This is a genomic window from Wenzhouxiangella sp. XN24 (assembly GCF_011064545.1).
In the GTDB taxonomy this organism is placed as follows: domain Bacteria; phylum Pseudomonadota; class Gammaproteobacteria; order Steroidobacterales; family XN24; genus XN24.
In genome coordinates, this window is record NZ_JAAMFG010000034.1 from 245,833 (window position 1) to 270,648 (window position 24,816).

Consider the following 24,816-nt stretch of genomic DNA (forward strand, 5'->3'; position numbering starts at 1 on the left):
GAAGGTGCCTTCGCCCAAGCAGCTAATTTTCAAGCAAGGCTCAGGACCCTGTCAAGGAAGCTGATCGTCAGAGCGCGCCCGCGATGCGCTCGACGGCTTTCTGTAACGTCTCCAGGCCACAGGCATAGGAGAGCCTGACGTGCCCCGGGGCGCCGAACGCAGCACCCGGAACCACCGCCACGCCGGCTTTTTCGAGCAGGTACTCGGCGAACTGCGTGTCGTCGGATACGCCGTCCAGTTTAGAAATCGCCTCGGAGACGTCCGGGAAGGCATAGAAGGCGCCGTCGGCCGGCAGGCAGCGGAACCCGGGCACCGCATTGAGCGCTGCGAGAAGCCAGTCATGACGCGCGCGAAAGGCCGTGGTCATCTCGGCTATGCAGGACTGGTCTCCGGTCAATGCGGCGAGGGCGGCATACTGCGATATCGAAGTCGGATTCGACGTGCTCTGCCCCTGGATCTTTTTCATGGCGGAGATGAGCTTGGCCGGCCCTGCGGCGTAGCCGATGCGCCAGCCGGTCATGGCATAGGACTTCGAGACGCCGTTGATGGTGACGACGCGCTCGTGCAGATCGGGCGCAGCGGTGAGCAGGGTGCAGAAAGGCTCGCTTCCCCAGAAGATCGGCTCGTAGATATCGTCGGTGGCCGTGAGGACCTGGGGATGCTCCCGCAACACCTCCGCCAGCGCCGCCAGTTCCTCCCGGGAATAGGCCATGCCGGTCGGATTGCTCGGACTGTTCAGGATCAGGAGACGCGTCCGGGGAGTGATCGAGTCGGCCAGCTGTTGCGGGGTGATCTTGAATTGCTGTTCGGGCCCGGCCGGCACGATGACGGGGGTGGCATCGGCCAGCAGCACGATATCAGGATAGGAAACCCAGTAGGGCGCGGGAACGATCGCCTCGTCGCCCGGTCCCAGTAAGGCCACGGCGAGATTGTAGATGCTCTGCTTCGCGCCACAGGAGACCAGGACGTGGCCGGGCTGGTACGCGATTCCATTGTCCCGCTGGAACTTCTCGCAGATCGCCTCACGCAGTTCGACGATGCCATCGACGGCCGTGTACTTGGTGCGACCCGCGCGGATCGCCTCGATCGCAGCCGCCTTGATGTGCTCGGGAGTGTCGAAATCCGGTTCGCCGGCGCCGAGCCCGATGACGTCGCGCCCGGCGCGCTTGAGCTCCGCCGCCTTCGCGGTGACGGCCATGGTCGGCGAAGGCTTGACGCGGTCGACTCGCTCGGAAAGACGAAGGTCCACGGAATTCTCCTGGTGCATAATGATGGGTCTGCAATTCATTCTCGACGAGGCGCCGACTCCCGGGAGACGATGCCAGGCTCGGGCCATGTTGAAATGATTCTTCCTCACAGTCCAGTAGGTATTGCCGCCAGATGACAGACAACCCCAGTGCCAAGGACACCGCCGCAGCGCCATTTCAGCTCGTTTCGGACTATGCGCCGGCGGGCGATCAGCCGGAAGCGATCCAGCAGCTGGTGGGTGGATTGCAGGCGGGCCTGGCGAGCCAGACGTTGCTCGGCGTCACTGGTTCGGGCAAGACCTACACGATCGCCAACGTCATCCAGCAGTTGCAGCGGCCGACGCTGGTGCTGGCCCACAACAAGACACTCGCGGCACAGCTCTATGGTGAGTTTCGAGAGTTTTTCCCCGGCAACGCCGTGGAGTACTTCGTCTCCTACTACGACTATTACCAGCCCGAGGCCTACGTACCGTCGTCCGACACCTACATCGAGAAAGACGCATCGATCAACGAGCATATCGAGCAGATGCGGCTTTCGGCGACGAAGGCCCTGTTGTCGCGCCCGGACAGCATCATCGTGGCCACCGTATCCGCGATCTACGGCCTGGGCGATCCGGCAGCCTATCTCAGGATGGTGCTCCACCTCGATCGGGGTGACCGCCTCGGCCAGAGGACCCTGCTCAGGCGCCTGGCCGACATGCAGTACGCCCGCAACGAAGTGGATCTGCGCCAGGGCACTTATCGGGTGCGGGGCGACGTCATCGATGTGTTCCCGGCCGAGTCGGAGCGGGAGGCCATCCGCATCCAGCTGTTCGACGACGAGATCGAGACACTCGCCTGGTTCGATCCGCTGACCGGCGAAGTCCTGCGTACCGTCCCCCGGGCAACGATCTTTCCGAAGACCCACTACGTCACGCCCCGGGAACGCCTGCTCGCGGCCATCGACGAGATCAAGGTGGAACTGCGCGAGCAGTTACAACGATTGCGGGCCGCGGACAAGCTGGTCGAGGCGCAGCGCCTCGAGCAACGCACCATGTTCGACCTGGAGATGATCCAGGAACTCGGCTACTGCCAGGGAATCGAGAATTACTCCCGGTACCTGTCGGGCCGGGAGCCGGGTGAACCGCCGCCCTGCCTGTTCGATTACCTGCCCAAAGACGCGCTGCTGGTCGTGGATGAATCCCATGTGACGATTCCCCAGCTCGGCGGGATGTACAAGGGCGATCGCAGCCGCAAGGAGACGCTGGTCGAGTTCGGCTTCCGCATGCCCTCGGCCCTGGACAACCGGCCGTTGCGCTTCGACGAGTTCGAGGCGCTCTCGCCGCAGACCATCTATGTATCGGCGACGCCACGCGAATACGAGCTCGGTCGTTCGGGACAGGTGGTCGAGCAGGTGGTGCGTCCCACCGGCCTGGTGGATCCGGAGGTCGAGGTACGCCCGGTCACGCACCAGGTCGACGACGTCCTTTCCGAGATCGGCACGCGGGTGGCCGGCAACGAGCGCGTTCTCATCACCACGCTGACGAAGCGCATGGCTGAAGACCTGACCGACTACCTTGCGGAGCACCAGGTGCGCGTGCGGTATCTTCATTCGGATATCGACACGGTCGAGCGTTCGGAGATCATTCGCGATCTCCGGCGGGGCGAATTCGACGTGCTCGTGGGCATCAACCTGCTGCGGGAAGGCTTGGACATGCCCGAGGTGTCGCTGGTGGCGATCCTCGATGCAGACAAGGAGGGTTTCCTGCGATCCGAAGGGTCCCTGATCCAGACCATCGGCCGCGCCGCGCGCAACGTGCATGGCAAGGCCATTCTCTACGCGGACAAGGAAACGCGATCGATGAGCCGGGCCATCGGGGAAACCGAACGCCGGCGGGCGAAGCAGATCGAGTTCAACCTGGCTCACGGCATCACGCCCCAGACGATCATCAAGCGGGTGGCGGACGTCATGGAGGGTGCGCGGGAGGAGGGCGGCAAGACACGTCGGGGCGAGTCGTCAAGACGGAAAGTCGCCGAACCGCAGCTGGCCTATGAGCGACTCAGTCCGGAAGACGTGATGAAACGGATCCGCAAGCTGGAAAACGAGATGTATCGCCGGGCCCGGGAACTCGAGTTCGAGCGCGCTGCGGAACTGCGCGACGAGATCGAGCGCTTACGCAAGGAAGGGCTGGGGCTGCCGTCCGATCTCGCCGGATAAGGAATCAAAAAAAGCCCCGGGCACACGTACCCGGGGCAAACCGTGTGCCGGGTTTTGCATCCGGCTACGGTGGGGGTCTGGTTAATGATCGGGATTCAAAGCACGTCTCATTGGCGATGAGCCCGGCCCTCAGGAGCCCTTGCGGAGCGTGACCACGGTGTCTGCGCTCACGACACGGCCCATCATGAAATCCGCCTCTATCTCGCCGGTCACCCTCACGACATCACCTTCACTGATCTGCTGGTACCCCTCGTCGTCCAGCGGGTTGTAGGCCAGATCATCCGTTTCGACGGTGATTTCGCGCGTTCCCGTGTCGATGGAGAACTGGTCGAATCCCACGTTCGTCACGGTGCCTTGCACGATCAATTCCGATACGACGATCGGCGTGGTAAATGTGACGAACATGTCCTCTTCATCGACAGCGCTCGCGAAGAAGTAGGTGTTGAGGTTCTCGACGTACACGCTGCTCGCCTCGATGCTACGGGTTTCGAACAGGTCGTCGTCGATGACGCCGTACACGGTCACCTTGTCGCCCTTGAGCAACTTGTAGGCGTCCGCATCCCGGTCGCCGTCGTCCATCTCGACGGTGATCATCCCGTCGCCGTAATCCAGCGTGAATACGTCGGGGGAAACGGTCTCGACCTCGCCGCTGATGCTGATCCAGCTATCGTCCGGTGCGGCATAAGGATCCTGCGCCGCAAGCGGAAACGAGAGCAGCGCGCCGGCGAGAAACACCAGGATCGAATAGTTCGTGGGCTTTCTCATTGTGAATACCTCCATGGGTTGGTCCGAAGTTGCCGGGTGATCCTTTCGGAGTTGTCCGAGAGTCCTTTTCCGGCGTGTCGCAGGAGTGGGGTGCAATCTCCGTACCAAACGCGCCAAATCCGTCATCAACGGCAGAACCACGGGGAATATCTCTCGTGCCAGCGGATGCATGGCCGGAGCGGGCGGAAACTTCTTCCGCAGCCCGGGAGAAATCTTCCATCCCTGCCCGGGCTGCACCCCCGAAGCCGTCTCGACACTCCCGGCGCCGTCGGTTAGACTTTCGCGCGCCGCGAGCTTAGGGTCGCGGCGCTTTTTTCGCAGTTCCAGGCGCGTAGCTCAGTGGTAGAGCACTACGTTGACATCGTAGGGGTCGGCGGTTCAAACCCGCCCGCGCCTACCAAATCCGAGATTTCCACGCACCGGCCGTCCTCGCTCGGCCAGTCCGGTCCGGTGCGTGGAGTCCGATTCTGAGCACCATTTCAAATGCCAGTAATCACGCTTCCTGACGGCAGTCAGCGCAGCTTCGCCGGGCCTGTCACGGTCGCCGAACTCGCTGCCGACATCGGTCCCGGGCTTGCCAAGGCCGCGGTGGCGGCGCGCGTGGGCGACCGCCTGGTCGATACGTCCCATCGTCTCGAGGCGGACGCGGAAGTCGCCATCATCACGGCCCGCGACGAAGACGGCCTGGAGATCATCCGCCATTCCACCGCGCACTTGCTCGCGCAGGCCGTGAAACAACTCTTCCCCGGCGCCCAGGTGACCATCGGCCCGGTCATCGAGGACGGCTTCTATTACGATTTCGCCTTCGACCGCGCGTTCACGCCGGAAGATCTCGAGGCGATCGAGAAGCGCATGGCGGAACTCGCGGAGGCCGACCTTCCCGTGCACCGCGAGGTGATGAACCGGGACGCCGCCGTGACCTTCTTCCGCGGCATCGGCGAGGAATATAAGGCGCAGATCATCGAGGAAATCCCCGCGGACCAGGAGATCAGTCTCTACGGGCAGGGCGAGTTCAAGGACCTGTGCCGGGGACCGCATGTTCCGCGCACGGGGTTGCTCAAGGCCTTCAAACTGACCAAGGTCGCCGGCGCCTACTGGCGCGGGGACGCGCGCAACGAGCAGTTACAACGGATTTACGGGACCGCGTGGGCCGACAGTAAGGCCCTGAAGGCTTATCTGCGGCGTCTCGAGGAGGCCGAGAAGCGGGATCATCGCCGCATTGGCCGCGATCTCGAGCTGTTCAGCATCCAGGAGGACGCCGGCGGCGGCCTCGTGTTCTGGCACCCCCACGGCGCCCGCATCCGGCGCGTCATGGAGGATTACTGGCGCGAGCAGCACACGCGGGCGGGCTATGAACTGCTGTTCACGCCGCATATCGCGCTGGAGGACCTCTGGCACACCTCGGGCCACACCGACTTCTATCGCGAGTCGATGTACCGTCCGATGGAAGAGGACGGGCAGCCGTACCAGCTCAAGCCGATGAACTGCCCGTTCCACGTGCTGGTCTACAAGGACAAGCTGCGCTCTTACCGGGAATTGCCCATGCGCTGGGCCGAGCTCGGCACGGTGTATCGGCACGAGATGTCGGGTGCGCTGCACGGGCTGATGCGGGTGCGCGGGTTCACCCAGGACGACGCGCACGTGTTCTGCCAGGAAGAGCAGATCGAGGAGGAGGTCCTCCGGGTCCTCGACCTGACCCTCGAGATGCTCGGGGACTTCGGCTTCACCCAGTTCGAGGTCAATCTTTCGACCCGGCCTGAAAAAGCCGTGGGATCCGACGAGATCTGGGAGAAGGCGACGAAGGCGCTGCAGGGCGCGCTGGAGCGCAAGGGCCTCGAGTTCATTCTCGACGCCGGCGGCGGGGCGTTCTACGGACCGAAGATCGACCTGAAGATCGAGGATGCCATCGGTCGCAAGTGGCAGTGTTCTACGATCCAGCTGGATTTCAACCTGCCGGAACGCTTCGAGATGGAGTACGTGGCAGCCAGCGGCGAACGGCGCCGGCCGATCATGATCCACCGCGCATTGCTCGGTTCCCTGGAGCGTTTCTTCGGTATTTTGATCGAGCATTACGAGGGCCGCTTCCCCGCGTGGCTCGCCCCGGTGCAGGCCGTGGCGCTGAATATTACGGACAAACAGGCCGATTACGTCGATTCCGTAGCGAAAACCTTAAATAATCAGGGGTTTCGAGTGGATGCCGACTTGAGAAATGAGAAGATCGGCTTTAAAATCCGCGAGCATACTATGCAAAAGGTGCCCTTCCTCTTGGTCGCAGGTGACCGGGAGAAGGAGGCTGGTTCGCTGGCCGTGCGTTCGCGCAGCGGCGAGGATCTCGGGTCGATGAGTATCGACGACCTGGGGAAATTCCTCGCTCGCCAAGTCGCGATGCGCGGCCGGTCTGTTATGGAGGATTGACGCATCACAGCGTCCAAACGAGTTCGGCGCAACGAAGATATCGGCGCGCCACAATTGAGGATTATCGGCTCGGACGGCGAGCAACTTGGGATCATGAGTCGCGAAGAGGCCCTCAGGCTCGCGGCGGATGAATCACTCGATCTCGTCGAAGTGGCGCCCACCGCGGAGCCGCCGGTCTGCAAGGTGATGGACTACGGAAAGTTCGTCTTCGAGCAGAACAAGAAGAGCCAGGTCGCGAAGAAGAAGCAGCGACAGATCCAGGTCAAGGAAGTGAAGTTCCGCCCGGGAACCGAGGAAGGCGACTACCAGGTCAAGCTGAGAAACCTCACGCGATTCTTGACGGCGGGCGACAAGGCCAAGGTGACCCTGAGGTTCCGCGGCCGGGAGATGGCGCACAGGGACCTGGGCGCCAAGCTCCTCGAGAGAGTGCGGGACGATCTCGTCGAACTGGCTTCGGTCGAGCAGTTCCCGCAAATGGAAGGGCGCCAGATGACCATGGTGCTGACGCCCAAGAAAAAGTGAGCCGCGGACCGAGGGGCCGAAACCCCGAAGCCGTGTCTACGCCTGCAGGGCCGTTGAGCCCGACCAGGCCATAAAACGGAGATCGACATGCCCAAGATGAAAACGAATCGCGGGGCCGCCAAGCGGTTTCGCGCGACGGGCGGCGGCGGCTTCAAGCGAGGCCAGTCCCACCTGAATCACATCCTTACCAAGAAGAGCACCAAGCGTAAGCGCCATCTGCGGTCCACCGAGTTGGTGGCCGAGAGTGATGTGAAAGCCGTCCGCAAAATGCTCCCCTACGCGTAAGGAGGTGACCCATGGCACGAGTTAAACGTGGCGTGACCGCCCGCGCGCGGCACAAGAAGATTCTCAAGAAGGCGAAGGGCCATTACGGCCAGCGCCGCAAGAGCTTTCGCGTGGCGAAGCAGTCGGTCACCAAGGCCGGCCAGTACGCCTACCGTGATCGCAAGGCCCGCAAGCGCGACTTCCGCGCCCTGTGGATCGTGCGCATCAATGCCGGCGCGCGGATGCATGGCCTGTCCTACAGCCGCCTCATCGACGGCCTGAAGAAGGCCGGCGTCGAACTGGACCGCAAGGTCCTGGCCGACATGGCGGTCTTCGAGCCCGAGGCTTTCGGCGTGGTCGCCGAACAGGCCAAGGCCGCACTCGCCGCTTAAAGCCGCCGCGGATTTTCCGCACACGCCGCGACGCCGCGGGCGCGCGGAGACGGCACGAAGGGGAGAGGCCTTGCGGGGCCTTTCCCCTTTTCTGTTGCAAGGGGATCAGCGTGGAAGATGCAGCACGGCTGCTGGAGCAGGGCCGCAAAGATATCCAGGCCTGTAACGACCTGGCGTCCCTGGACGAGGTCCGGGTGCGTTACCTGGGGAAGAAAGGTCTCCTGACGGGGCTTCTGAAGTCGCTCGGCGGCCTTGCGCCGGAGGCGCGGCCGGTGGCCGGGCAGGTCATCAACGAGGCCAAGCAGTCCCTCCAGGCGGCGCTCGGCGCACGCAGGACGGAGCTGGAAGCCCAAGGCGAGCAGCAATCCATCGAGGCCGAGCGCATCGATGTGACCCTCCCCGGGCGGGGCGAGACGCTGGGCGGCCTCCACCCGGTGACACGCACCATGCGACGCATGGAAACCATCTTCCGCCAGGCCGGCTTCCAGGTGCGCACGGGACCGGAAGTCGAGGACGAATTCCATAATTTCGAGGCGCTGAACATCCCGGAGCACCATCCGGCGCGGGCCATGCACGACACTTTCTATTTCGGCGACGGCCGCCTGTTGCGGACGCACACCTCGCCCGTGCAGATCCGCTCCATGCGCAGCGAAGGCGCTCCGATCCGCCTCATCGCGCCGGGGCGGGTCTATCGGTGCGACTCCGACCAGACTCACTCGCCGATGTTTCACCAGGTGGAAGGCCTGGTGGTCGATCGCGGCGTGAGCTTCGCCCATCTGAAAGCCGTGCTGCACGATTTCCTCGAGGCTTTTTTCGAACGGAAAGTGCGCTTGCGCTTCCGTCCCTCGTATTTCCCGTTCACCGAGCCCTCGGCCGAAGTCGACGTGGAATGGGGCGACGGCTGGCTCGAGGTGCTGGGCTGCGGCATGGTGCATCCGCGGGTGCTGGAGTTCGGCGGCATCGACCCGGAGGAGTTCACCGGCTACGCATTCGGTATGGGGGTCGAACGCCTTGCGATGTTGCGCTATGGCGTCAATGACTTACGGCTGTTTTTTGACAATGATTTGCGCTTCCTGAAGCAGTTCAACCAGGGGGCCGTGCGATGAAAATCAGCGAGCGGTGGCTACGCGAGTGGGTCGATCCGCCGGTGGACACGGCCGGGATCGTCGCGCAGCTGACCATGGCGGGGCTCGAGGTGGACGGGACGGCCCCGGCGGCCCCGGCGTTTTCCTCGGTCGTGATAGGGCGGGTCGAGAGCGTCGCGCCCCATCCCGATGCGGACAAGCTGAAAGTCTGCCGGGTCGAGGTCGGCGCCGCAGAGACGCTCGGAATCGTTTGCGGCGCGCCGAATGTCTACGCGGGCATGCGGGCGCCGGTGGCGCTGGTCGGCGGGGCACTGCCCGGCGGGTTGAAAATCAAGCGGGCGAAACTGCGGGGGGTCAGCAGTGTCGGCATGCTCTGTTCCGAGCGCGAACTGGGACTCGGCGAAAGTCACGAGGGGCTATGGGACCTGCCGCAGGATGCCCCGGTCGGCGTCGATTTGCGGACCTGGCTGAGCCTGGATGACACCGTCATCGACGTCGATCTGACGCCGAACCGCGGCGACTGTTTCAGCGTGCTCGGCGTGGCGCGGGAAGTGGCGTTATTGAATGATGCGCCGCTGTCCGGCCCGGTGATTGCGCCGGTGCCGGCGGCGGTCGACGACACGTTTTCGATCGAGGTGCGTGCGCCGGAGGCCTGTCCGCGCTTCGTCGGGCGGGTGATTCGCGGCATCCGCAGCGATGCGGTGACGCCCTTGTGGATGGCGGAAAAGCTGCGCCGCGCCGGCTTGCGGCCGATTCACCCGGTGGTCGATGTCACGAACTTCGTCATGCTGGAACTGGGCCAGCCGATGCACGGCTTCGACCTGGGCCGCCTCGAAGGCGGCATCGTGGTGCGCCACGCCGCGGCCGGGGAGCGCATCACCTTGCTGGATGGGCGGGAGGTCACTCTCGAACCGGACATGCTCGTGATCGCGGACCATGCCGGGCCGCGCGCCGTGGCCGGCATCATGGGCGGTGAGGCCTCCGGCGTGACGGCCGCCACCCGCGACGTGTTTTTCGAAGTCGCGTTTTTCGACCCGCAGGCGATCGCCGGGCGCGCGCGGCGGCTGGGGCTGCACACCGACGCCTCGTTGCGCTTCGAACGCGGCGTGGACCCCGCAGGGCAGGAGCGCGCTGTCGAGCGCGCCACGGCCTTGCTGGTGGAGATCGCCGGCGGTGCGCCGGGTCCCGTGATGATGCACGTCGCCCACGAGCACCTGCCGCAACGGGCACCCGTGCGGCTGCGCCGCGCCCGACTGGACGCACTGCTCGGGCACGTGATCCCGGACGCGGACGTAGAGCGCATGCTCGGTGGCCTGGGCATGACCGTCCTCCCGACCCCGGACGGCTGGGAGGCAACGCCGCCCTCGCATCGCTTCGACATGGCGGTCGAGGTGGACCTGGTGGAGGAGGTGGCCCGGGTCTATGGCTATGACCGGCTGCCAGAGTCCCGCGGGGCCGGTGGTGCCGTCCTGGGCCAGGCCGGCGAGCATCGGGCACCCGCCTCGCGGATCGCGGATACGCTCATCTCGCGCGGCTACCAGGAGGTGGTCACCTACAGTTTCGTGGACCCGGAACTGCAGTCGCAACTGCTCCCGGGTGAACGGGCGCTGGCGCTGGCCAATCCGATCTCCTCCGAACTGAGCACGATGCGGCTGTCGCTGTGGCCGGGCCTCCTGCAGGTCATGAAACGCAACCTGAGTCGCCGCCAGCCGCGGGTTCGCATCTTCGAGCAAGGTCTCAGGTTCATCTATGAAGGTAATGAATTAAAACAACTTATGACCGTGGGTGGATTGCTTGCGGGCGCCCGGCTCCCGGAACAGTGGGGCGCCCCGGCGGCGCGAGTCGACTTCTTCGATGCCAAGCGTGATGTCGAGTTGCTGCTGGACTCGAACCTTGCGGACTATCGCTTCGAAGCGGCTGAACACCCGGCACTCCATCCCGGCCAGGCGGCCCGCATCGTGGTCGACGGCCACCCGGCCGGCTGGATCGGCGCCTTGCATCCCCGCCTTGTACGGGTGCTGGACCTCGACGCAGCGCCGTTACTCTGGGAGCTGGATGAAGCACTGGGTTTCGCGGCGAAACTGCCCGCCTTCAGGGAGATTTCACGGTTTCCAGCCATCCGTCGGGACATTGCCGTGGTCGTGGACCAGGCCGTCCCGGTCCAGGCGCTCGTGGAGGCAATCCGCCACGCCGCCGGGCGCCTTTTAACAGAATCCAAGGTTTTCGATGTGTATAGCGGCGATCGTATAGATTCGGGTCTAAAAAGTGTCGCTTTCGGGTTGATTTTACAGGAATCTTCGCGCACTCTTACCGACGAAGAAGCGGACGGAGTCGTGGCGGCGGTGGTCGCTCGGCTCGCGTCAGAGTTCGGCGCCAGACTGCGAGATTGATATGGCACTCACCAAGGCCGAAATGGCCGAAGCGTTGTTCCAGGATATGGGCCTCAACAAGCGCGAGGCTCGCGAGCTGGTCGAGATGTTCTTCGAGGAATTGCGTACTGCGCTCGCCAACGGCGAGCAGGTCAAGCTGTCGGGGTTCGGCAATTTCGACCTCAGGGACAAAAACCGGCGCCCGGGACGGAATCCCAAGACGGGAGAAGAGATTCCCATCACCGCCCGCCGGGTGGTGACCTTCCGCCCCGGTCAGAAGCTCAAAACGCGAGTGGAAGCCTATGCTGGAACCGGGAAATAACGACGAGCTTCCGGCAATCCCGGGGAAGCGCTACTTCACCATCGGTGAAGTCAGCGAGCTTTGCGGCGTCAAACCGCATGTCCTGAGGTACTGGGAACAGGAATTCCCGCAACTCAAGCCGGTCAAGCGCCGGGGCAATCGCCGTTATTACCAACGCCGCGACGTGCTGCTCATTCGCCAGATCCGCAGCCTGCTCTACGAAGAGGGTTTCACGATCGGCGGCGCCCGCCAGCGCCTTACCGGGGACGAGGCCAAGGAAGACCTCACCCAGAGCGCCCAGATCGTGCGCCAGTTGCGCGCCGAGCTCGAGGAAGTCCTGAAGATTCTTCGCAGCAAATAGCTGTCGTTTTGCTTTCTCGGGTCCGCGCCATCAGGTATGATGCGACCCCTTCGGACCGGTAGTCGCCGGTTCGTTTTTCTCCCGGTCGGGGCGTGGCGCAGCCTGGTAGCGCACCTGCATGGGGTGCAGGGGGTCGGAGGTTCAAATCCTCTCGCCCCGACCACTAAATAGCTGAAATATAAAGAAAAGAATACGGGCCCTGCGGGGTCCGTTTTTCGTTGGGTATACCTTTGGGTATACCTTTCGCGGCGGACAGCAAATCGGCTGCCCCGGAGGACGTTCGTGTCGGGGAGCAGGCGTGCTTCCGAGTCCAGGCGCTTTAACGAGGATCTGTCCGCACGCCGACGAGTCTGATATTATCTATTCAGTTTTTATTCAGCATTCGTTGTGCAATGACGACCTCGCCCGACCATGATGGCCTGAGAGACGAAATCGTGGCGCTGCTGGCCAGCGCACCGCACGGGCTGAGCGCGCCGCAGATTCTCGACGGCATTGAGCACCAGATCAGCCAGCCGACGCTGTCCCGGAGGTTGATGGATCTGCGGGCCAGGGGTCGGATCGCCGCGATCGGCAAGGCGCGCGCGACGCGCTATTTCTTCACAGGAAGCAGAGGGGAACTGGCCGCTCTTCGCAGTCGCATGCTGCACGAGCGGATCGCGCACCGCATCGCGCGCAATCCGGCATTGATAGATCAAGTCAGGAAAAGACTGGCGAAACTGTCAAAGGTGAATCCTTCGGGCCACGTTTATCACCAGCAGTGGGGTGCGTTGCTGGATGGGGACCTGCCCGCCTTGCTGCGGACGATGGTCGCCGAATCAGAACGGTCGGATGTGCTGAGGAAGGAATCACCGTTTACGATCCTCGCCACGCGTGACGACCGGCAGCGCGTGTTCTCCGGACAATGAACCGCGCGCAGCTCGAACTCGTTGTCGCCGAAATCGCCCGCAGGTTCGACCTGGATTATTTCTACGTCGTCGGGTCTGCCGCCATGTTGGCCTCAATTCCGGATGCCACAGCAGGAATTCTGACTGCGACCCGTGATGTGGACGTGATTCCACAACCGGTCGACCGTGAACGGCAGTCGCGCGTGATGGACCAGATCGACTTTGTCCTGGGCGAGGCGTCAGACTTTGACGTTGAGCATGGGTTTTACGCTCAGGCGGTCGACGATTCGACTGTGACGTTTGCGCCGGCGGGATGGAAGGAACGCGCGATTCCTTTGCGCGTTGGCGACAAGACCGCGCTGTGCATGGATCTGCACGACTTGATGCTGTCAAAGTACGGTGCGGGACGAGAGAAAGATCTGCTCTTCAATCGGGCGCTGGCGGGAACCGGAGTCGTATCCACGAAAACACTGCTCTCGCGCCTCGAGGATGTCCGCTGTGACGATCGCCTCCGCGAACTGATTCGTGATCGGATTGGGGCGGATTTCGCATAATCCCTTCCGCCGACACCCCCATGGGGTGCAGGGGATCGGAGGTTCAAATCCTCTCGCCCCGACCACTAAACAACTGCCGATGAAGAGCACCAGGCGAGCCCTGCGGGGCTCGTTGTTCATTGGGCGCGCCTTTGCCAACCCTTCGCGCATTCGCGATAGCCCCGACACTTTGACGACCGCATACTTTCCCTGCATATTCCCGGACATGCGCCATACCGAAGGGAGAGGGCGCCGGCAGCTCGCCGCGGTTCTTCGGGCCGGGTGCAGCCTGATCCGATCATGCGACGCCGACTACCGGGGGAATGATGCTGGAGTATCTCGGCCTGTTTGCAGGACTGGCGCTGCTGATCGTGCTGGCGCTGCGGGGCGTGAACATCGTGCTCGCATCGCTGCTCGCGGCGCTGGTGGTCGCGTTGAGCAACGGGCTGGACCCCTTCGGTGCGATGGCGCGGGATTACAGCAGCGGTCCGCTGGGCGCATTCACCTTTGCGGGTCGTTTTTTTCTCCTGTTCGTGACCGGCGCGATATTCGGTCGCGCCATGGCGGAGAGCCACGCGGCCACGAGCATCGCCGCCGCGCTGGCCGGGTGGCTCGGCGCGCATCGGGCGCTGTGGATCGTGGTGCTCGCCTGTGGGGTGCTGACCTATGGGGGCGTCGTGCTGTTCGTGGTGCTGTTTGCCGTGCTGCCGCTCGGCTTCAAGCTCATCGAACAGACGGCCATCCCGCCGCGCCTGCTGGCCGCGGCGATGGCACTCGGGGCCGGCACGTTCACCATGACCGCGCTTCCCGGCACACCGTCCGTGCAGAATGTCATCGCCGCGACCGCGCTCGGCACCGACCTGTATGCGGGGGCGTGGCTCGGCGTGATCGGCGGCGTGCTGATGCTCCTGCTCGGCATGTGGTACCTGGAGTGGCAGCGACTGCGGGCCGGCGCCGGGATGGTCGCGGCGAATCCGCAGGCGCCTGCCATCGAAGAGGCCGCCGGGCCAAGGCCGCACTGGCTGCTGGCGCTCGTTCCCATCGCCATAGTGCTCGGCACCATCGTCGTGCCCAAACTGATGCTCTCTCTGGCGAGCCCGGACCCTGCATCGCTTGCCGGACGCATCGCCGAGCTGGCGCGTTCGGAACCGGTGGCCTGGCCGAGTTTTGCGCTCGTCCTGGGCACGCTCAGCTGCCTGTTGCTGTTCGGATCGTTGCGTCGCGCTCCCCTGACGCTGCTCGGCAAGGGCGTCGACGACTCGATCATGCCCCTGATCAACACCGCCGCGGTGATCGGTTTCGGCGGTGTCGTCAGCCAGACCCAGGGTTTCGCCGCCTTCGTCGCCTTCGTGGTGAATGTCGACCTGCCGCCGCTTTTCTCCTTGCTGCTCGCCACGAACTTGCTGGCCGGAATCGTGGGCTCCGCATCGGGCGGGCTGCAGATATTCATGACGACGCTCGCGCCCGGCTTCGTGGAGCAGGGCATCCCGCTGGAACTCGTCCACCGCATCGGGGCGATGGCGAGCGGTGGCCTCGACTCGCTTCCTCACAGCGGCGCCGTGGTGGCATTGCTCACGATCATGAAGCTGAGCCACCGCGAGGCCTATCGGGACATCGCCGTCGTCACCGTGGCGATTCCCGTGCTGGTGACGGTGCTCGTGGTCGCCGGGGTGCATCTGCTGGGATGAGGTCGAGCGGTTAGAATATCCTTCCCGGTCGTCCGCAGAATTCGAGAGAGTAATCAGCATGAGCTCCACGCCACCGGAGAAGCGCTTCAATTCGTTCGCCGAGTTCTATCCGTATTACCTCGAGGAACACAGTCATCCGGCCTGCCGCAGGCTGCACTATGTGGGCAGCCTGCTGGTGCTGGCGCTGCTGGCCTACGTACTGGTCACGCAACAGTGGTTGCTGCTGTTGGCCTTACCCCTGATCGGCTACGGCTTTGCCTGGACCGGTCACCTGGTCTTCGAAAAGAACAAGCCGGCGACCTTCAAGCATCCCTTGTACAGCTTCATGGGCGACTGGGTGATGCTCAAGGACGGCCTGACCGGAAGGATCCCGTTCTAGTCCCTCGAGGTCCCTCGAGGTCGCTCGCGAATAGCCGTATGCCGCGGCCCGACAGTCCTGATATGCTTTTCGCGACAATACGAGCAGGTGGGTTCGTCGATGACTGTACTACTTATTGCGACGGGCCTTGGGACCATCGTCGCGATTCTTTTCGGCCTGCATTACCTCAGCTACCGCATCATCAAGCGAAACATCGTCGCCCGCCGACGCTGGGACCTGAACGTCTGCTGCGGCACGACCGATGCCGGCGGGGTCAATGTGGACATCGTGCAGCACGCCGATGTGCCGGGATTCGTGCAGGTGAGCTCGATCTACGAGCTGCCGTTCCGGGATCGCCAGTTCAATATCGCCCTGTGTTCGCACACGGCGGAACACGTGGATGATCCCGACGCACTGGACCGCGAGCTGCGCCGGGTGGCCCGACGCGTGGTCTATGTGCTGCCGCCGGTGTGGGACCTTGCCGCCAGCCTGAATTTCCTCGAGCACAAGTGGATCTTTCTCTCGACCCGCAAACTGCACCTGCGCTTGCCGCGCCGGGTGCCGTTGCCCCTGGCGGAGTTCTTCCAGGCGCGCTGGGGCCAGAAAATCAAGGCGTGATCGCCCCGCAGCGTATCCCGGCGCATCCCGTTCCACGCGAGGCGCATTGCACTGGCGCCCCGGCCACGCCTTTGCTGGCGAGGCCGGCTAGCTAGCGCGAAGGATCGCCGTTGGCGGCCTGGCTTATCCAGTCATCCACCACCGCATCCAGCAGGTCCAGGGGCATCGCGCCGCTGTCCAGGATCAAGCGGTGGAAATCGCGGATGTCGAAAGCCTCGCCAAGCGTTCCGGCGGCGCGCTCGCGCATCGCCTGCATGCGAATCATGCCGGTCTTGAACGAACAGGCCTGCCCGGGGATAACGAGGTAGCGCTCGATCTCGGACACCACGTCGCTCATCGGCATACCGGTCACGGCATGCATGTAGTCGATGCCCTGTTCACGCGACCAGCGCAGCTGGTGCATGCCCGTGTCCACCACGAGCCTCACCGCGCGGAACAATTCAGCCTGGAGGCGGCCGAGATTGTCGTACGGGTCCGCATGGAAGCCCATCTCCCACGCCAGGCGCTCGGCGTACAACGCCCAGCCTTCAGCATGCGCGTGCAGTCCGAGGCTGCGCCGGAACTCCGGCACGTCGGACATGGCCTGCATGCGGCTGACCTGCAGGTGATGTCCCGGGATGGCCTCGTGATAGGCGAGGGTGCGCAGGCCGAAACGCGGATGTTCGTTCACCGCCCGCAGGTTGACGAAAAACATGCCCGGCCGGGAGCCGTCCAGCGCCGGGCGCATGTAATAGGCGCCGAAGGCCGTCGCCTGGCGGTACTCGGGAACGCGGCGCACCTCGATATCGGCGGCCGGGCCGTCGTGAAACCAGCCGGCGAGGCCGTCGCCGATCTCCGCGACGATCTCGCGGTAAGCTTCGAGGACCGCCTCGCGCCCGGCGGCGCTGTCCTCGAACAGGAAGCGCTCCTCGCTGTTGAGCTGCGCCATGCGCGCGCCGACGGTACCCTCGCAGTAGCCCTCGCTGCACAGGATGGCATCCATCTCGCCTTCGATACGCGCGACCTCGGCCAGTCCGAGTGCATGCAGTTCCGTCGGACCCAGCTCCGTGGTGGTGTGCCCGCGCAGCACCCAGCGGTAGTAATCCTCCCCGTCCGGAAGCGCCCAGACGCCGTGGTTCGACGTGGCCGTCGGCAAAAGCTCTTCGAGATAGCTGGCCAGGTGCCGATAGGCGGGCACCACGTGGAGGCTGACGGCCTCGGCGAGCTCCGCCTCCGCGGTTGCGCGGCGGGCCGGTGTCAGGACGCCGTCGCGGTCGGCCCTGGCAAGAATCTCGGTGACCAGCGGGTTGGTTTCCGGCGGCCCCGCGATGAAGCCCTCGGCGTCCCGCAGGGTCTTCTCGATGGCGAAACGCGGTGGGAGGACGCCGCGCTCCGCGCGATAGGCCACCACCTCCACCGTGCCCGCGAAGGCCGCGGGGAACTGGGCAAGGCGCTGCAGGTAGAAATCGAGGTCCCGGTCGTTCCGGAGCGGATGCTGTGCCGTCATGAAGCTCGGCAACATGTTGTGAATCGCCATCAGCTGGTTGACCGGGAAGTCGTGCCAGAGGAACGCTTCGCCCGCGAGTTTCTGATCGAGGGTCCAGGCGAGAATCTCGAGAGACAACCGGTCCTGGGGGGATAGCTCGGCCGACTGGAACTTGGCCAGCTCCGCGCGGTGCCGCCGCGCCATCTCGAACTCGGCCTTCGTCCTGGCGACGGACGGAATATCCAGGCGACCAAGATAATCGGCCTCGCGCTCGGTGCCCGCCGTCGCGGCTGCCATGGCCTGGGGACTCGCGGCACGCCGCTCGTCGTACACGCGGGCAAAAAACGCGTGCAGCGTTTCCTCCGCGGCCACAGGATCCGCGACCACAGGCTCGGCAGCCACGGGCTCCGCAGCCCCGGCATCGACGCTGCGCGGGCCCGTGGCGCAGCCCGCAAGCAGGCCCAGGGCGGTTAACAGGACGAGGATTCGATGCATGGTTGATGCTCTCCGGCCGCGATTCAGGGCCCGGACGACGCGCGTCGGTTCCGGGGTTTCGCCGGCAGCGCCGGCATTGCGCCGCGCTTGCCGTCGAGAAATGCGCGGCCACCGTAGCAGAAAATCAACGCCCGGTGCCAGATGAAACCTGCCGCTCCCGGCAGGCCCGCGAAGTATCGATTTTCTCGCGCACACGCGTGCCGGCGGAATCATCTCAGCGGAGTGTGTTTTTGTGACCTGGTACCGGAGGGCCGTGCGCGTGGTACTTACAGTACGTCTCCAGAGGCGCGTTACAGGTCGCAACGCCAACTGGGGATCCCATCGTGAGAACCACTGCAAGCAGGCTGCTCGCCACGTTTCGGCTGCTCGCGCTTTTCCTGGTCATGAGCGCCGCGGCCGTGGCGACCCCGCCTGGCGACGCCAGGTTCAGGCTCCTGAAGCTCGACGGGTATCACGTGAAATGGGGCACGGCCGAATTCGGTGCCGGCGCGACGGTCACTTATGCCTTCGTGAACGTCCCCCGGCGCTTCGACGGTGCGCGCAACTGCGAAGAACTGGTGCCCGTCGATGCATTGGCCCGGCAGCATAGGATCTCCCTGGCCATCCTGCACGAGGAGGCGGCGGCGGCATTCCGCATGTGGGAGAGGGTCGCGAACATCAGTTTCCGCAGAGCCGAAAACCCCGACGAGGCGGATATCCTTATCGGTGCGCAGGGCCGGCCCCGCGGTCGCGCCTATGCGAACGTCATTCCTCGCGGTGACAAGGCAGACGGCATCCAGGGTATCCAGCAAGCTGTCGCCTGCCTGAATCCGGAGCACCGGTGGAAGGTCGGCTTCGACGGAAACATCGAGTCTTTCGATATCCGCTATACGCTCGTGCACGAGATCGGACACGCGATCGGCCTGGATCATGCCGGCCCCTCAGGCCAGGTCATGTCATTCAGTTATGACGAGGCGCATTACGAGTTGCAGCCCGGCGATATTCGCGGCGCGCAGATGTTGTACGGCATACGCCGCATGAACTAGGCGCGGCTCGCCCGAGCGGAACTTCTTGCATTGCCAATGTAGTTGTTTCCCCCGTCTCTCCCTTTCCAGGGCCCGGATCCGGCGCCTGGCGCCCGGCCTGACGGCGATTCCGCCTGGTTGGCACGCAACATGCACGTTTTCCCCTTGCCGGACGAGCAAAATAATCGCCGCCGGGCAGGCGCGACCCGCGGTGCGGCAGCACCCCGAATCGACGCCTGCATTGGTTTCGCAACAAAATTCCCAGGAGGAAAACATGAAACATCTCGTAACAATCAGTGCGCTGGCACTGACACTGCCGGCCATCGGCATCGCGCAGGCCGGCGACGACGCTCGCTATGACAAGGACAAGAGCAAGCAGCAGACGCAGCAGTCGCGGATGCAACAGCAAGACCGGACGCATGCCCGCAACCCGGAACACATGCAGCAGCGCCAGGGGGAAAGCGATCAGGCACATATGCAGCGTATGCAGCAAATGGGGCAACGGACCAGCCAGAATCGGCTGACGCGCATGGAGCAAAGCCACATCAAGCTCGAGGATCTTGAAGACACGACGATAGTCAATCGACAGGATGAAGAGGTCGGCACGATCTCCGATGTCATCCTTGACCAGCAAGGTCGAGTCGCTGCAGTCGTGGTCACGACCGGTGGCGTCATGGGCATTGGCGGCGAGACCAAGGCGCTGGCCTGGGATGATGTCAAGGTGCGCACCAAGAGCGATGAAGACGACGAATACAAGGTCGTCGTCAACATGAGCGAACAGGAGCTCGAGAACCTGCCGGAGTTCGAGGCCGAACGTCGCACGGGCGACAAGGACCGCGACCGCTAACTCATCACCCCACATGGCCGCAAGGATTGCTGCCATGAGCATTCGACCCGATGCCACGGAAGCAAGGAAAAAACGGAGGCGGGCTGCCCGGCAAGATCGGCAGTCCGCCGATCCGCGCCCGGGATCGCCTTTACAGCCCGCGGCTGGCCAACCACACTGGGTATTGTCCTTGAAGCCAGACAGGGGGCGATACATGGATGTCGAAGTACTCGAGATCCGGCAACACATGGCGCGATTCGCGCCGTTCGAGAGCTTGTCGGACGACCTGCTGGACAAGGTGGCCGGCAGTGTCGATGTCGCCTATTTCAAGGCCGGCAGCGAGATCCTGCACCGCGACGATACGATCAATGACTTGCACTACATCCGCAGCGGCGCGATCGAGATCTATCGGCGTGGCGGTACCCTGCACAACCGCCTGGAAGAAGGCGACATCTACGGGCATTTCAGCCTGCTGCGCAACCATCGGGTGCATTTCCCCGCCAAGGCCATCGAGGACACGCTGATCTACCTCATTCCGGGCACGGTGTTCGAAGAACTGTGCGCCGCGGACGAGCAGTTCGCCGACTTTGTCGAACTCGATCAACCGCGACTGAAAACCACCGTGGAACGTCGCGCCGGCGAGGCCGGCATGATGACGACGCGGGTGCGGAAGCTCATCACGCGGCTGCCGGTGGTGGTCGATGCGTCGGTCACGGTACAGGAGGCCGCGCGTCGCATCAGCGAGGAATACGCCACGGCGGTGCTGGTCCTGGCAGACCCCGACGGCAATCCACGCTTCAACGTGACTGACGAGACCGGCGAGGTCCGGCAGCTGCTCGGCATCCTGACGGACAGTGATTTTCGCAGCCGCGTCGTGGCGCAGGGTCTGCCGCCGGATACCCCGGTCGGCGAGGTCATCGAGGGCCAGCCGTTCACCGTGCAGTCGGACGAGACGCTGCAGGAAGCGATGCTGTGCATGCTGCGCAACAACATGCAACACCTGCCGGTGCTCCACCGACGCCGCCTGATGGGCGTGCTGCACATCTCGGACATCATTCGGCACCAGACCCACACCAGCCTCTACCTCGTCGAGCGCATTTTTACGCAGGACGACGCGAAGGGCCTTGCCCGACTCCTGCCCGACGTCCGCGAATCTTTCGTGCGCATGGTGGAGGAGGGCGCCAATTCGCAGATGATCGGCAGTGCGCTTTCTACCATCGGCCGGAGCTTCACGCGTCGCCTGCTGGAAATCGGTGAACGGGAGCTGGGGCCACCACCGGTGCCGTATTCATTGATGGCGCTGGGCTCCATGGCCCGCAACGAACAGAGTATCGTCACCGACCAGGATAACGCGTTGGTGCTCGACGATACGTTCGAGCCGGACCGGCATGATGAGTACTTCGCCGCATTGGCGAAGATCGTCAGCGATGGGCTGGCTGCATGCGGCTACACCTATTGCACCGGGGGCATCATGGGGACGAATCCGCAGTGGCGTCAGCCCCTGCGGGCCTGGAAACGATACTTCAACGACTGGATCGATAATCCGACGCCGGAACGCCTGCTGCACAGCTCTATTTTCTTCGACCTCGACAGCGTCGCCGGCGAAGGGGCTTACGTCGTCCAGCTACAGGACCTGGTGGCCGAAAAGGCGCCCCAGAGCCCCCTGTTTCTCGCCGCGATGGCGCGCAACGCGTCCAATCGGACGCCGCCTCTGGGGTTCTTCCGTAACTTCGTCATGGAGAAAGACGGCAAGCAGAACAATACGATCAATGTGAAGCGCCGGGGCACCGCACCAATGGTGGACCTGATCCGGGTGCACGCGCTGGCGTCCGGCTCCACTTCGCAGAACTCCTTCGATCGCTTGAACGACATCGCCCAGACCGACCTGCTGCCGTCCGGCGTAGCCGATCGGATTCGTTACGCGCTCGAATTCATTTCCATGGTAAGGATTCGTCACCAGGGCATCGCCCTGCAGCGGGACCAATTGCCCAGCAACAGCATCGAACCGGAAAACATCTCCAGCGAGGAACGACATAATCTCAAGGACGCTTTCCAGCTGCTCAGCGATGCCCAGAAGTTCCTGCAGTTCCGCTATCCGATTCCCACCCGACGCAACTGAGCCGTTCCCGGATGCCAGCAAAGACACTATCCGGCGCGCCACCGACCGAGTGGGTCGAGTACATGGCGCAGTGCGCAGCCGCGGCCAGGGATCCCAGGCTGCAGCGCTTCTTCGCGGCCTGGGAGCTGTTACCCACGCAGCCGCTGGCAGACACGCCGCTGGTGGCGCTCGACATCGAAACCACGGGCCTCGATCCGCGCCGCCACTCCATCGTCAGCATCGGCGTGGTGCCGTTCACGCTGGATCGCATCCAGTTCTCCCAACGCCGCCACTGGCTACTGAAGCCGAGATTCCAGCTGCAGGAAAAATCGGTCACCCTGCACCGGATCACGCACTCGGTTCTCCATGGCGCACCCGATCTGACCGTGGTGCTCGAGGAAGTGCTCGCGTCGATGGCTGGCCGGTTGCCTGTCGTCCACTATCGCAACATAGAGCGCGCGTTCCTGGAGTCCGCCGTGCAGTTCCGCCTCGGCGAAGGACTCCGGTTCCCGGTGATCGACACTATGGAGCTCGAGGCGCGCGTGTACCGGCAATCCAGGACGGCCCGGCTCCGCCGCTGGCTCGGTGGCAAACCGGTCTCGATCCGCCTGCATGAGAGTCGCAGCCGCTACGGGCTTCCCGTCTACCAGCCCCATCATGCGGTCATCGACGCCCTGGCCACGGCGGAACTGCTCCAGGCCCAGGTCGCTGCGCGCTTCGGTCCGCAGACCCCGATCGGCGAGCTGTGGGGCTAGTCAGCCCCGAGGCTCGCTCAACAGGCCCTTCACGATGGCGTAACAACCGACCAGCAACACGACGGTGAACGGCAATCCGGTCGACACCGCCATGGCCTGCAATGCCACCAGTCCGCCGCCGAGCAACAGTGCGATGGCGATACCGCCCTCGATGAACGCCCAGAACACCCGCTGGGGCTTGGGTGCATCCACTTTTCCGCCCGCCGTGATGGTGTCGATCACCAGTGAGCCCGAGTCGGAGGAAGTGACGAAAAACACCACGACCAGCACGATGCCCACGAAGGAAGTGATTTCCGTCAGCGGCAGTTCGCCGAGCATGGCGAAGAGCTTCAGCTCCAGCGCGGCCTCACGCACACCTTCGAAACCGGTCCCGACGAACTGGTTGATCGCCGTACCGCCGAAAGCCGTCATCCAGAGCACCGAGACGAAGGACGGCACCAGCAGCACGGCCACCAGGAATTCGCGCACGGTGCGGCCGCGGCTGACCCGTGCGATGAACATGCCGACGAACGGCGACCAGCTGATCCACCAGGCCCAGTAGAAGGCCGTCCAGCCCTGGCTGAAGTTCGCATCTTCGCGGAAAAACGGGTTGGACAGGGCAGGGAGATTGACGACATAGGTCCACAGGTTCTCGAAGAAACCCGTGAAGATCAGCATGGTCGGCCCGACCACGAGGACGAACAGCAACAGCACGAATGCCAGGACCATGTTGATCTCCGACAGGCGCTTCACGCCCTTGTCGACGCCCGCGACGATGGACACGGTGGCGATGGAGGTGATTCCGAGGATCAGGAGCACCATGGTGACATTCCCTTCGGGAATGCCGAACAGGTAGGTCAGCCCCGCGGACGCCTGCGACGCCCCCAGCCCGAGCGAAGTGGCCAGGCCGAACAATGTGGCGAACACGGCGAGCATGTCGATGATATGTCCCGGCCAGCCCCACACGCGTTCGCCCAGAAGCGGATAGAAGATCGAGCGAATGGTCAGCGGCAGCCCCTTGTTGAAGGAGAACAGGGCGAGCGCGAGCGCGACGACGGCGTAGATGGCCCAGGGATGCAGGCCCCAGTGGAAGATCGTTGCCGCCATGCCCAGCCGTGCGGCGGCCTCCGTGTCGCCGGCAGCGGCACCGAGAGGAGCCCAGTCGGTGCGCACGCCGTTCTCCATCGTCGTCCCGGCCAGCGCGGCATCGAAGTGCGACATGGGCTCGGAAACACCGTAGAACATGAGGCCGATGCCCATGCCCGCGGCGAACAGCATGGAAAACCAGCCGATATAAGTGAAGTCCGGCTTCGCTTCCGTGCCGCCGATACGGATTTTGCCCAGCGGGGACAGGATCAGCCCGAAACAGAGCAGCACGAAAATGTTTCCCGCCAGGATGAAGAACCACGCCAGGTTAGACGTCAACCAGTCTCGCATCGCGCCGAACAAGGGTTCGACCTCGTTTTGCAGCGCGAGCGTAAGCAACAGAAAAAACAACGTGACTACGGCGGAGATCGCAAAGACCTTGCCGTGGATATCGAGATTGATGCCAAGAGGAGAAGCTGTGTAATTGTCCTGGCCGATCACGTAATCCGTATCGATCAGCGAAGCCGCGCCCTCGGGGGCGGGTACGCCTTCGCTGAGCTCTGTCGGATCCGTGCCTGAGTCATGATTCGTTTTGTTTTCCACCCGGTCGCTCCTTTATTCGATGGGGTCAGGGACGCACCAGGAACACTGACGCTTTCGTGTGTTTTGCGAGCTTGTCGCCGTGGGAAGGCATGATGGCATCGACCTTTTGAGGCAGGTGCGTGCCCATCACGACCAGGTCCGCCCCGACTTCCTCGATGGCGTTCACCAGTAAACGGTCGAGATCAGCCGTGGGATCGTGACTCACGATCACCTTGGAGTCGGTCGGCTGGCCGTGCTGTTGACTCTGCGCTGCGGCGAAAGCAGTGAGCTTTTTTTCGTATTCAGCCGGTGTGCGCCCCACCGGACCCGGCGTATTCGCCGTGACGCTGACGTAGCAGACTTCCGCCTTGAAATGGCGTGCCATATCTGCAGCCACCTGGACAGATTTCTCCAGCGCATCGATATGAGCCAGGTCGACGGGGACCATGATTTTCTCGTACACGCCCGTGCACCTCCCTATGGCAGATATTTTGTTGTGGAGCAGACTGGCCTTTAAGTCGCTTTTA

General features: G+C 63.7%; 22 protein-coding genes, 2 tRNA genes and 1 pseudogene. 20 read left to right on the top strand and 5 right to left on the bottom strand.

Features of this window, described 5'->3' with window-relative positions; translation table 11 throughout:
* Positions 1-67: 67 nt before the first annotated feature.
* Positions 68-1,249: a pyridoxal phosphate-dependent aminotransferase gene (locus G6032_RS08855; protein WP_165281779.1), complete on the bottom strand. Its 1,182-nt coding sequence runs from the start codon at positions 1,247-1,249 to the stop codon at positions 68-70.
* Between the two features lie 131 nt (positions 1,250-1,380).
* Between G6032_RS08855 and uvrB the strand changes: the two genes are divergently transcribed.
* The gene (gene uvrB, locus G6032_RS08860; RefSeq protein WP_165281780.1) at positions 1,381-3,444 is read left to right on the top strand and encodes an excinuclease ABC subunit UvrB; all 2,064 of its coding nucleotides are present in this window, start codon (positions 1,381-1,383) and stop codon (positions 3,442-3,444) included.
* Between the two features lie 129 nt (positions 3,445-3,573).
* Here uvrB and G6032_RS08865 read toward each other — a convergent pair whose 3' ends face one another.
* The gene (locus tag G6032_RS08865) at positions 3,574-4,209 is read right to left on the bottom strand and encodes a hypothetical protein (protein WP_165281781.1); all 636 of its coding nucleotides are present in this window, start codon (positions 4,207-4,209) and stop codon (positions 3,574-3,576) included.
* A gap of 325 nt (positions 4,210-4,534) precedes the next feature.
* Here G6032_RS08865 and G6032_RS08870 point away from each other — a divergent pair.
* From G6032_RS08870 to G6032_RS08940, 15 genes and pseudogenes are all read left to right on the top strand, one after another.
* Positions 4,535-4,609, top strand: a tRNA-Val gene (locus G6032_RS08870).
* Positions 4,610-4,692: 83 nt separating this feature from the next.
* On the top strand, positions 4,693-6,624 hold the full coding sequence (thrS, locus tag G6032_RS08875; RefSeq protein WP_165281782.1) for a threonine--tRNA ligase: 1,932 nt from the start codon (positions 4,693-4,695) through the stop codon (positions 6,622-6,624).
* A 3-nt stretch (positions 6,625-6,627) separates the two neighbouring features.
* Positions 6,628-7,146: a translation initiation factor IF-3 gene (gene infC / locus G6032_RS08880; protein ID WP_165282166.1), complete on the top strand. Its 519-nt coding sequence runs from the start codon at positions 6,628-6,630 to the stop codon at positions 7,144-7,146.
* A gap of 87 nt (positions 7,147-7,233) precedes the next feature.
* On the top strand, positions 7,234-7,431 hold the full coding sequence (gene rpmI / locus G6032_RS08885) for a 50S ribosomal protein L35 (protein ID WP_165281783.1): 198 nt from the start codon (positions 7,234-7,236) through the stop codon (positions 7,429-7,431).
* A gap of 11 nt (positions 7,432-7,442) precedes the next feature.
* Positions 7,443-7,802, top strand: a complete 360-nt coding sequence (gene rplT, locus G6032_RS08890) for a 50S ribosomal protein L20 (RefSeq protein ID WP_165281784.1) — start codon at positions 7,443-7,445, stop codon at positions 7,800-7,802.
* 110 nt (positions 7,803-7,912) lie between these two features.
* The gene (pheS, locus tag G6032_RS08895) at positions 7,913-8,908 is read left to right on the top strand and encodes a phenylalanine--tRNA ligase subunit alpha (RefSeq protein WP_165281785.1); all 996 of its coding nucleotides are present in this window, start codon (positions 7,913-7,915) and stop codon (positions 8,906-8,908) included.
* Positions 8,905-11,277 carry a phenylalanine--tRNA ligase subunit beta gene (gene pheT / locus G6032_RS08900; protein WP_165281786.1) on the top strand — a complete coding sequence of 791 codons (2,373 nt, stop codon included), beginning with the start codon at positions 8,905-8,907 and terminating at the stop codon, positions 11,275-11,277. The genes pheS and pheT overlap by 4 nt, the downstream gene beginning before the upstream one ends.
* A 1-nt stretch (position 11,278) precedes the next feature.
* On the top strand, positions 11,279-11,578 hold the full coding sequence (gene ihfA, locus G6032_RS08905; protein ID WP_165281787.1) for an integration host factor subunit alpha: 300 nt from the start codon (positions 11,279-11,281) through the stop codon (positions 11,576-11,578).
* Complete coding sequence (locus G6032_RS08910) at positions 11,559-11,918, top strand: MerR family transcriptional regulator (protein ID WP_165281788.1); 360 nt, start codon at positions 11,559-11,561, stop codon at positions 11,916-11,918. The genes ihfA and G6032_RS08910 overlap by 20 nt, the downstream gene beginning before the upstream one ends.
* An 86-nt stretch (positions 11,919-12,004) precedes the next feature.
* A tRNA-Pro gene (locus tag G6032_RS08915) sits at positions 12,005-12,081 on the top strand.
* Between the two features lie 229 nt (positions 12,082-12,310).
* On the top strand, positions 12,311-12,823 hold the full coding sequence (locus G6032_RS08920; RefSeq protein ID WP_165281789.1) for a hypothetical protein: 513 nt from the start codon (positions 12,311-12,313) through the stop codon (positions 12,821-12,823).
* Between the two features lie 514 nt (positions 12,824-13,337).
* Positions 13,338-13,421, top strand: a pseudogene (locus G6032_RS08925).
* A gap of 237 nt (positions 13,422-13,658) precedes the next feature.
* The gene (locus tag G6032_RS08930; protein WP_206211900.1) at positions 13,659-15,023 is read left to right on the top strand and encodes a GntP family permease; all 1,365 of its coding nucleotides are present in this window, start codon (positions 13,659-13,661) and stop codon (positions 15,021-15,023) included.
* A 58-nt stretch (positions 15,024-15,081) separates the two neighbouring features.
* Positions 15,082-15,402: an Mpo1-like protein gene (locus G6032_RS08935; RefSeq protein WP_165281790.1), complete on the top strand. Its 321-nt coding sequence runs from the start codon at positions 15,082-15,084 to the stop codon at positions 15,400-15,402.
* Between the two features lie 99 nt (positions 15,403-15,501).
* Entirely contained in the window at positions 15,502-15,999 is a 498-nt protein-coding gene (locus tag G6032_RS08940; RefSeq protein ID WP_165281791.1) for a methyltransferase domain-containing protein, read from the top strand.
* Positions 16,000-16,090: 91 nt separating this feature from the next.
* Here G6032_RS08940 and G6032_RS08945 read toward each other — a convergent pair whose 3' ends face one another.
* The gene (locus G6032_RS08945) at positions 16,091-17,959 is read right to left on the bottom strand and encodes a DUF885 domain-containing protein (RefSeq protein WP_165281792.1); all 1,869 of its coding nucleotides are present in this window, start codon (positions 17,957-17,959) and stop codon (positions 16,091-16,093) included.
* 323 nt (positions 17,960-18,282) lie between these two features.
* On the opposite strand from G6032_RS08945, the gene G6032_RS15820 reads away from it, so the two are divergent.
* The 4 genes from G6032_RS15820 to G6032_RS08965 all read left to right on the top strand — a co-directional run bounded on the left by G6032_RS15820 (position 18,283) and on the right by G6032_RS08965 (position 22,642).
* On the top strand, positions 18,283-18,984 hold the full coding sequence (locus G6032_RS15820; RefSeq protein ID WP_165281793.1) for a matrixin family metalloprotease: 702 nt from the start codon (positions 18,283-18,285) through the stop codon (positions 18,982-18,984).
* Between the two features lie 253 nt (positions 18,985-19,237).
* Positions 19,238-19,810 carry a PRC-barrel domain-containing protein gene (locus G6032_RS08955; protein ID WP_165281794.1) on the top strand — a complete coding sequence of 191 codons (573 nt, stop codon included), beginning with the start codon at positions 19,238-19,240 and terminating at the stop codon, positions 19,808-19,810.
* 193 nt (positions 19,811-20,003) lie between these two features.
* Positions 20,004-21,908 carry a DUF294 nucleotidyltransferase-like domain-containing protein gene (locus tag G6032_RS08960; protein ID WP_165281795.1) on the top strand — a complete coding sequence of 635 codons (1,905 nt, stop codon included), beginning with the start codon at positions 20,004-20,006 and terminating at the stop codon, positions 21,906-21,908.
* Positions 21,909-21,919: 11 nt separating this feature from the next.
* Complete coding sequence (locus G6032_RS08965; RefSeq protein ID WP_165281796.1) at positions 21,920-22,642, top strand: 3'-5' exonuclease; 723 nt, start codon at positions 21,920-21,922, stop codon at positions 22,640-22,642.
* On the opposite strand, the gene G6032_RS08970 is transcribed toward G6032_RS08965, so the two are convergent.
* Complete coding sequence (locus G6032_RS08970) at positions 22,643-24,310, bottom strand: BCCT family transporter (protein ID WP_165281797.1); 1,668 nt, start codon at positions 24,308-24,310, stop codon at positions 22,643-22,645.
* 25 nt (positions 24,311-24,335) lie between these two features.
* Positions 24,336-24,752, bottom strand: a complete 417-nt coding sequence (locus G6032_RS08975) for a universal stress protein (RefSeq protein ID WP_165281798.1) — start codon at positions 24,750-24,752, stop codon at positions 24,336-24,338.
* Positions 24,753-24,816: the final 64 nt, after the last annotated feature.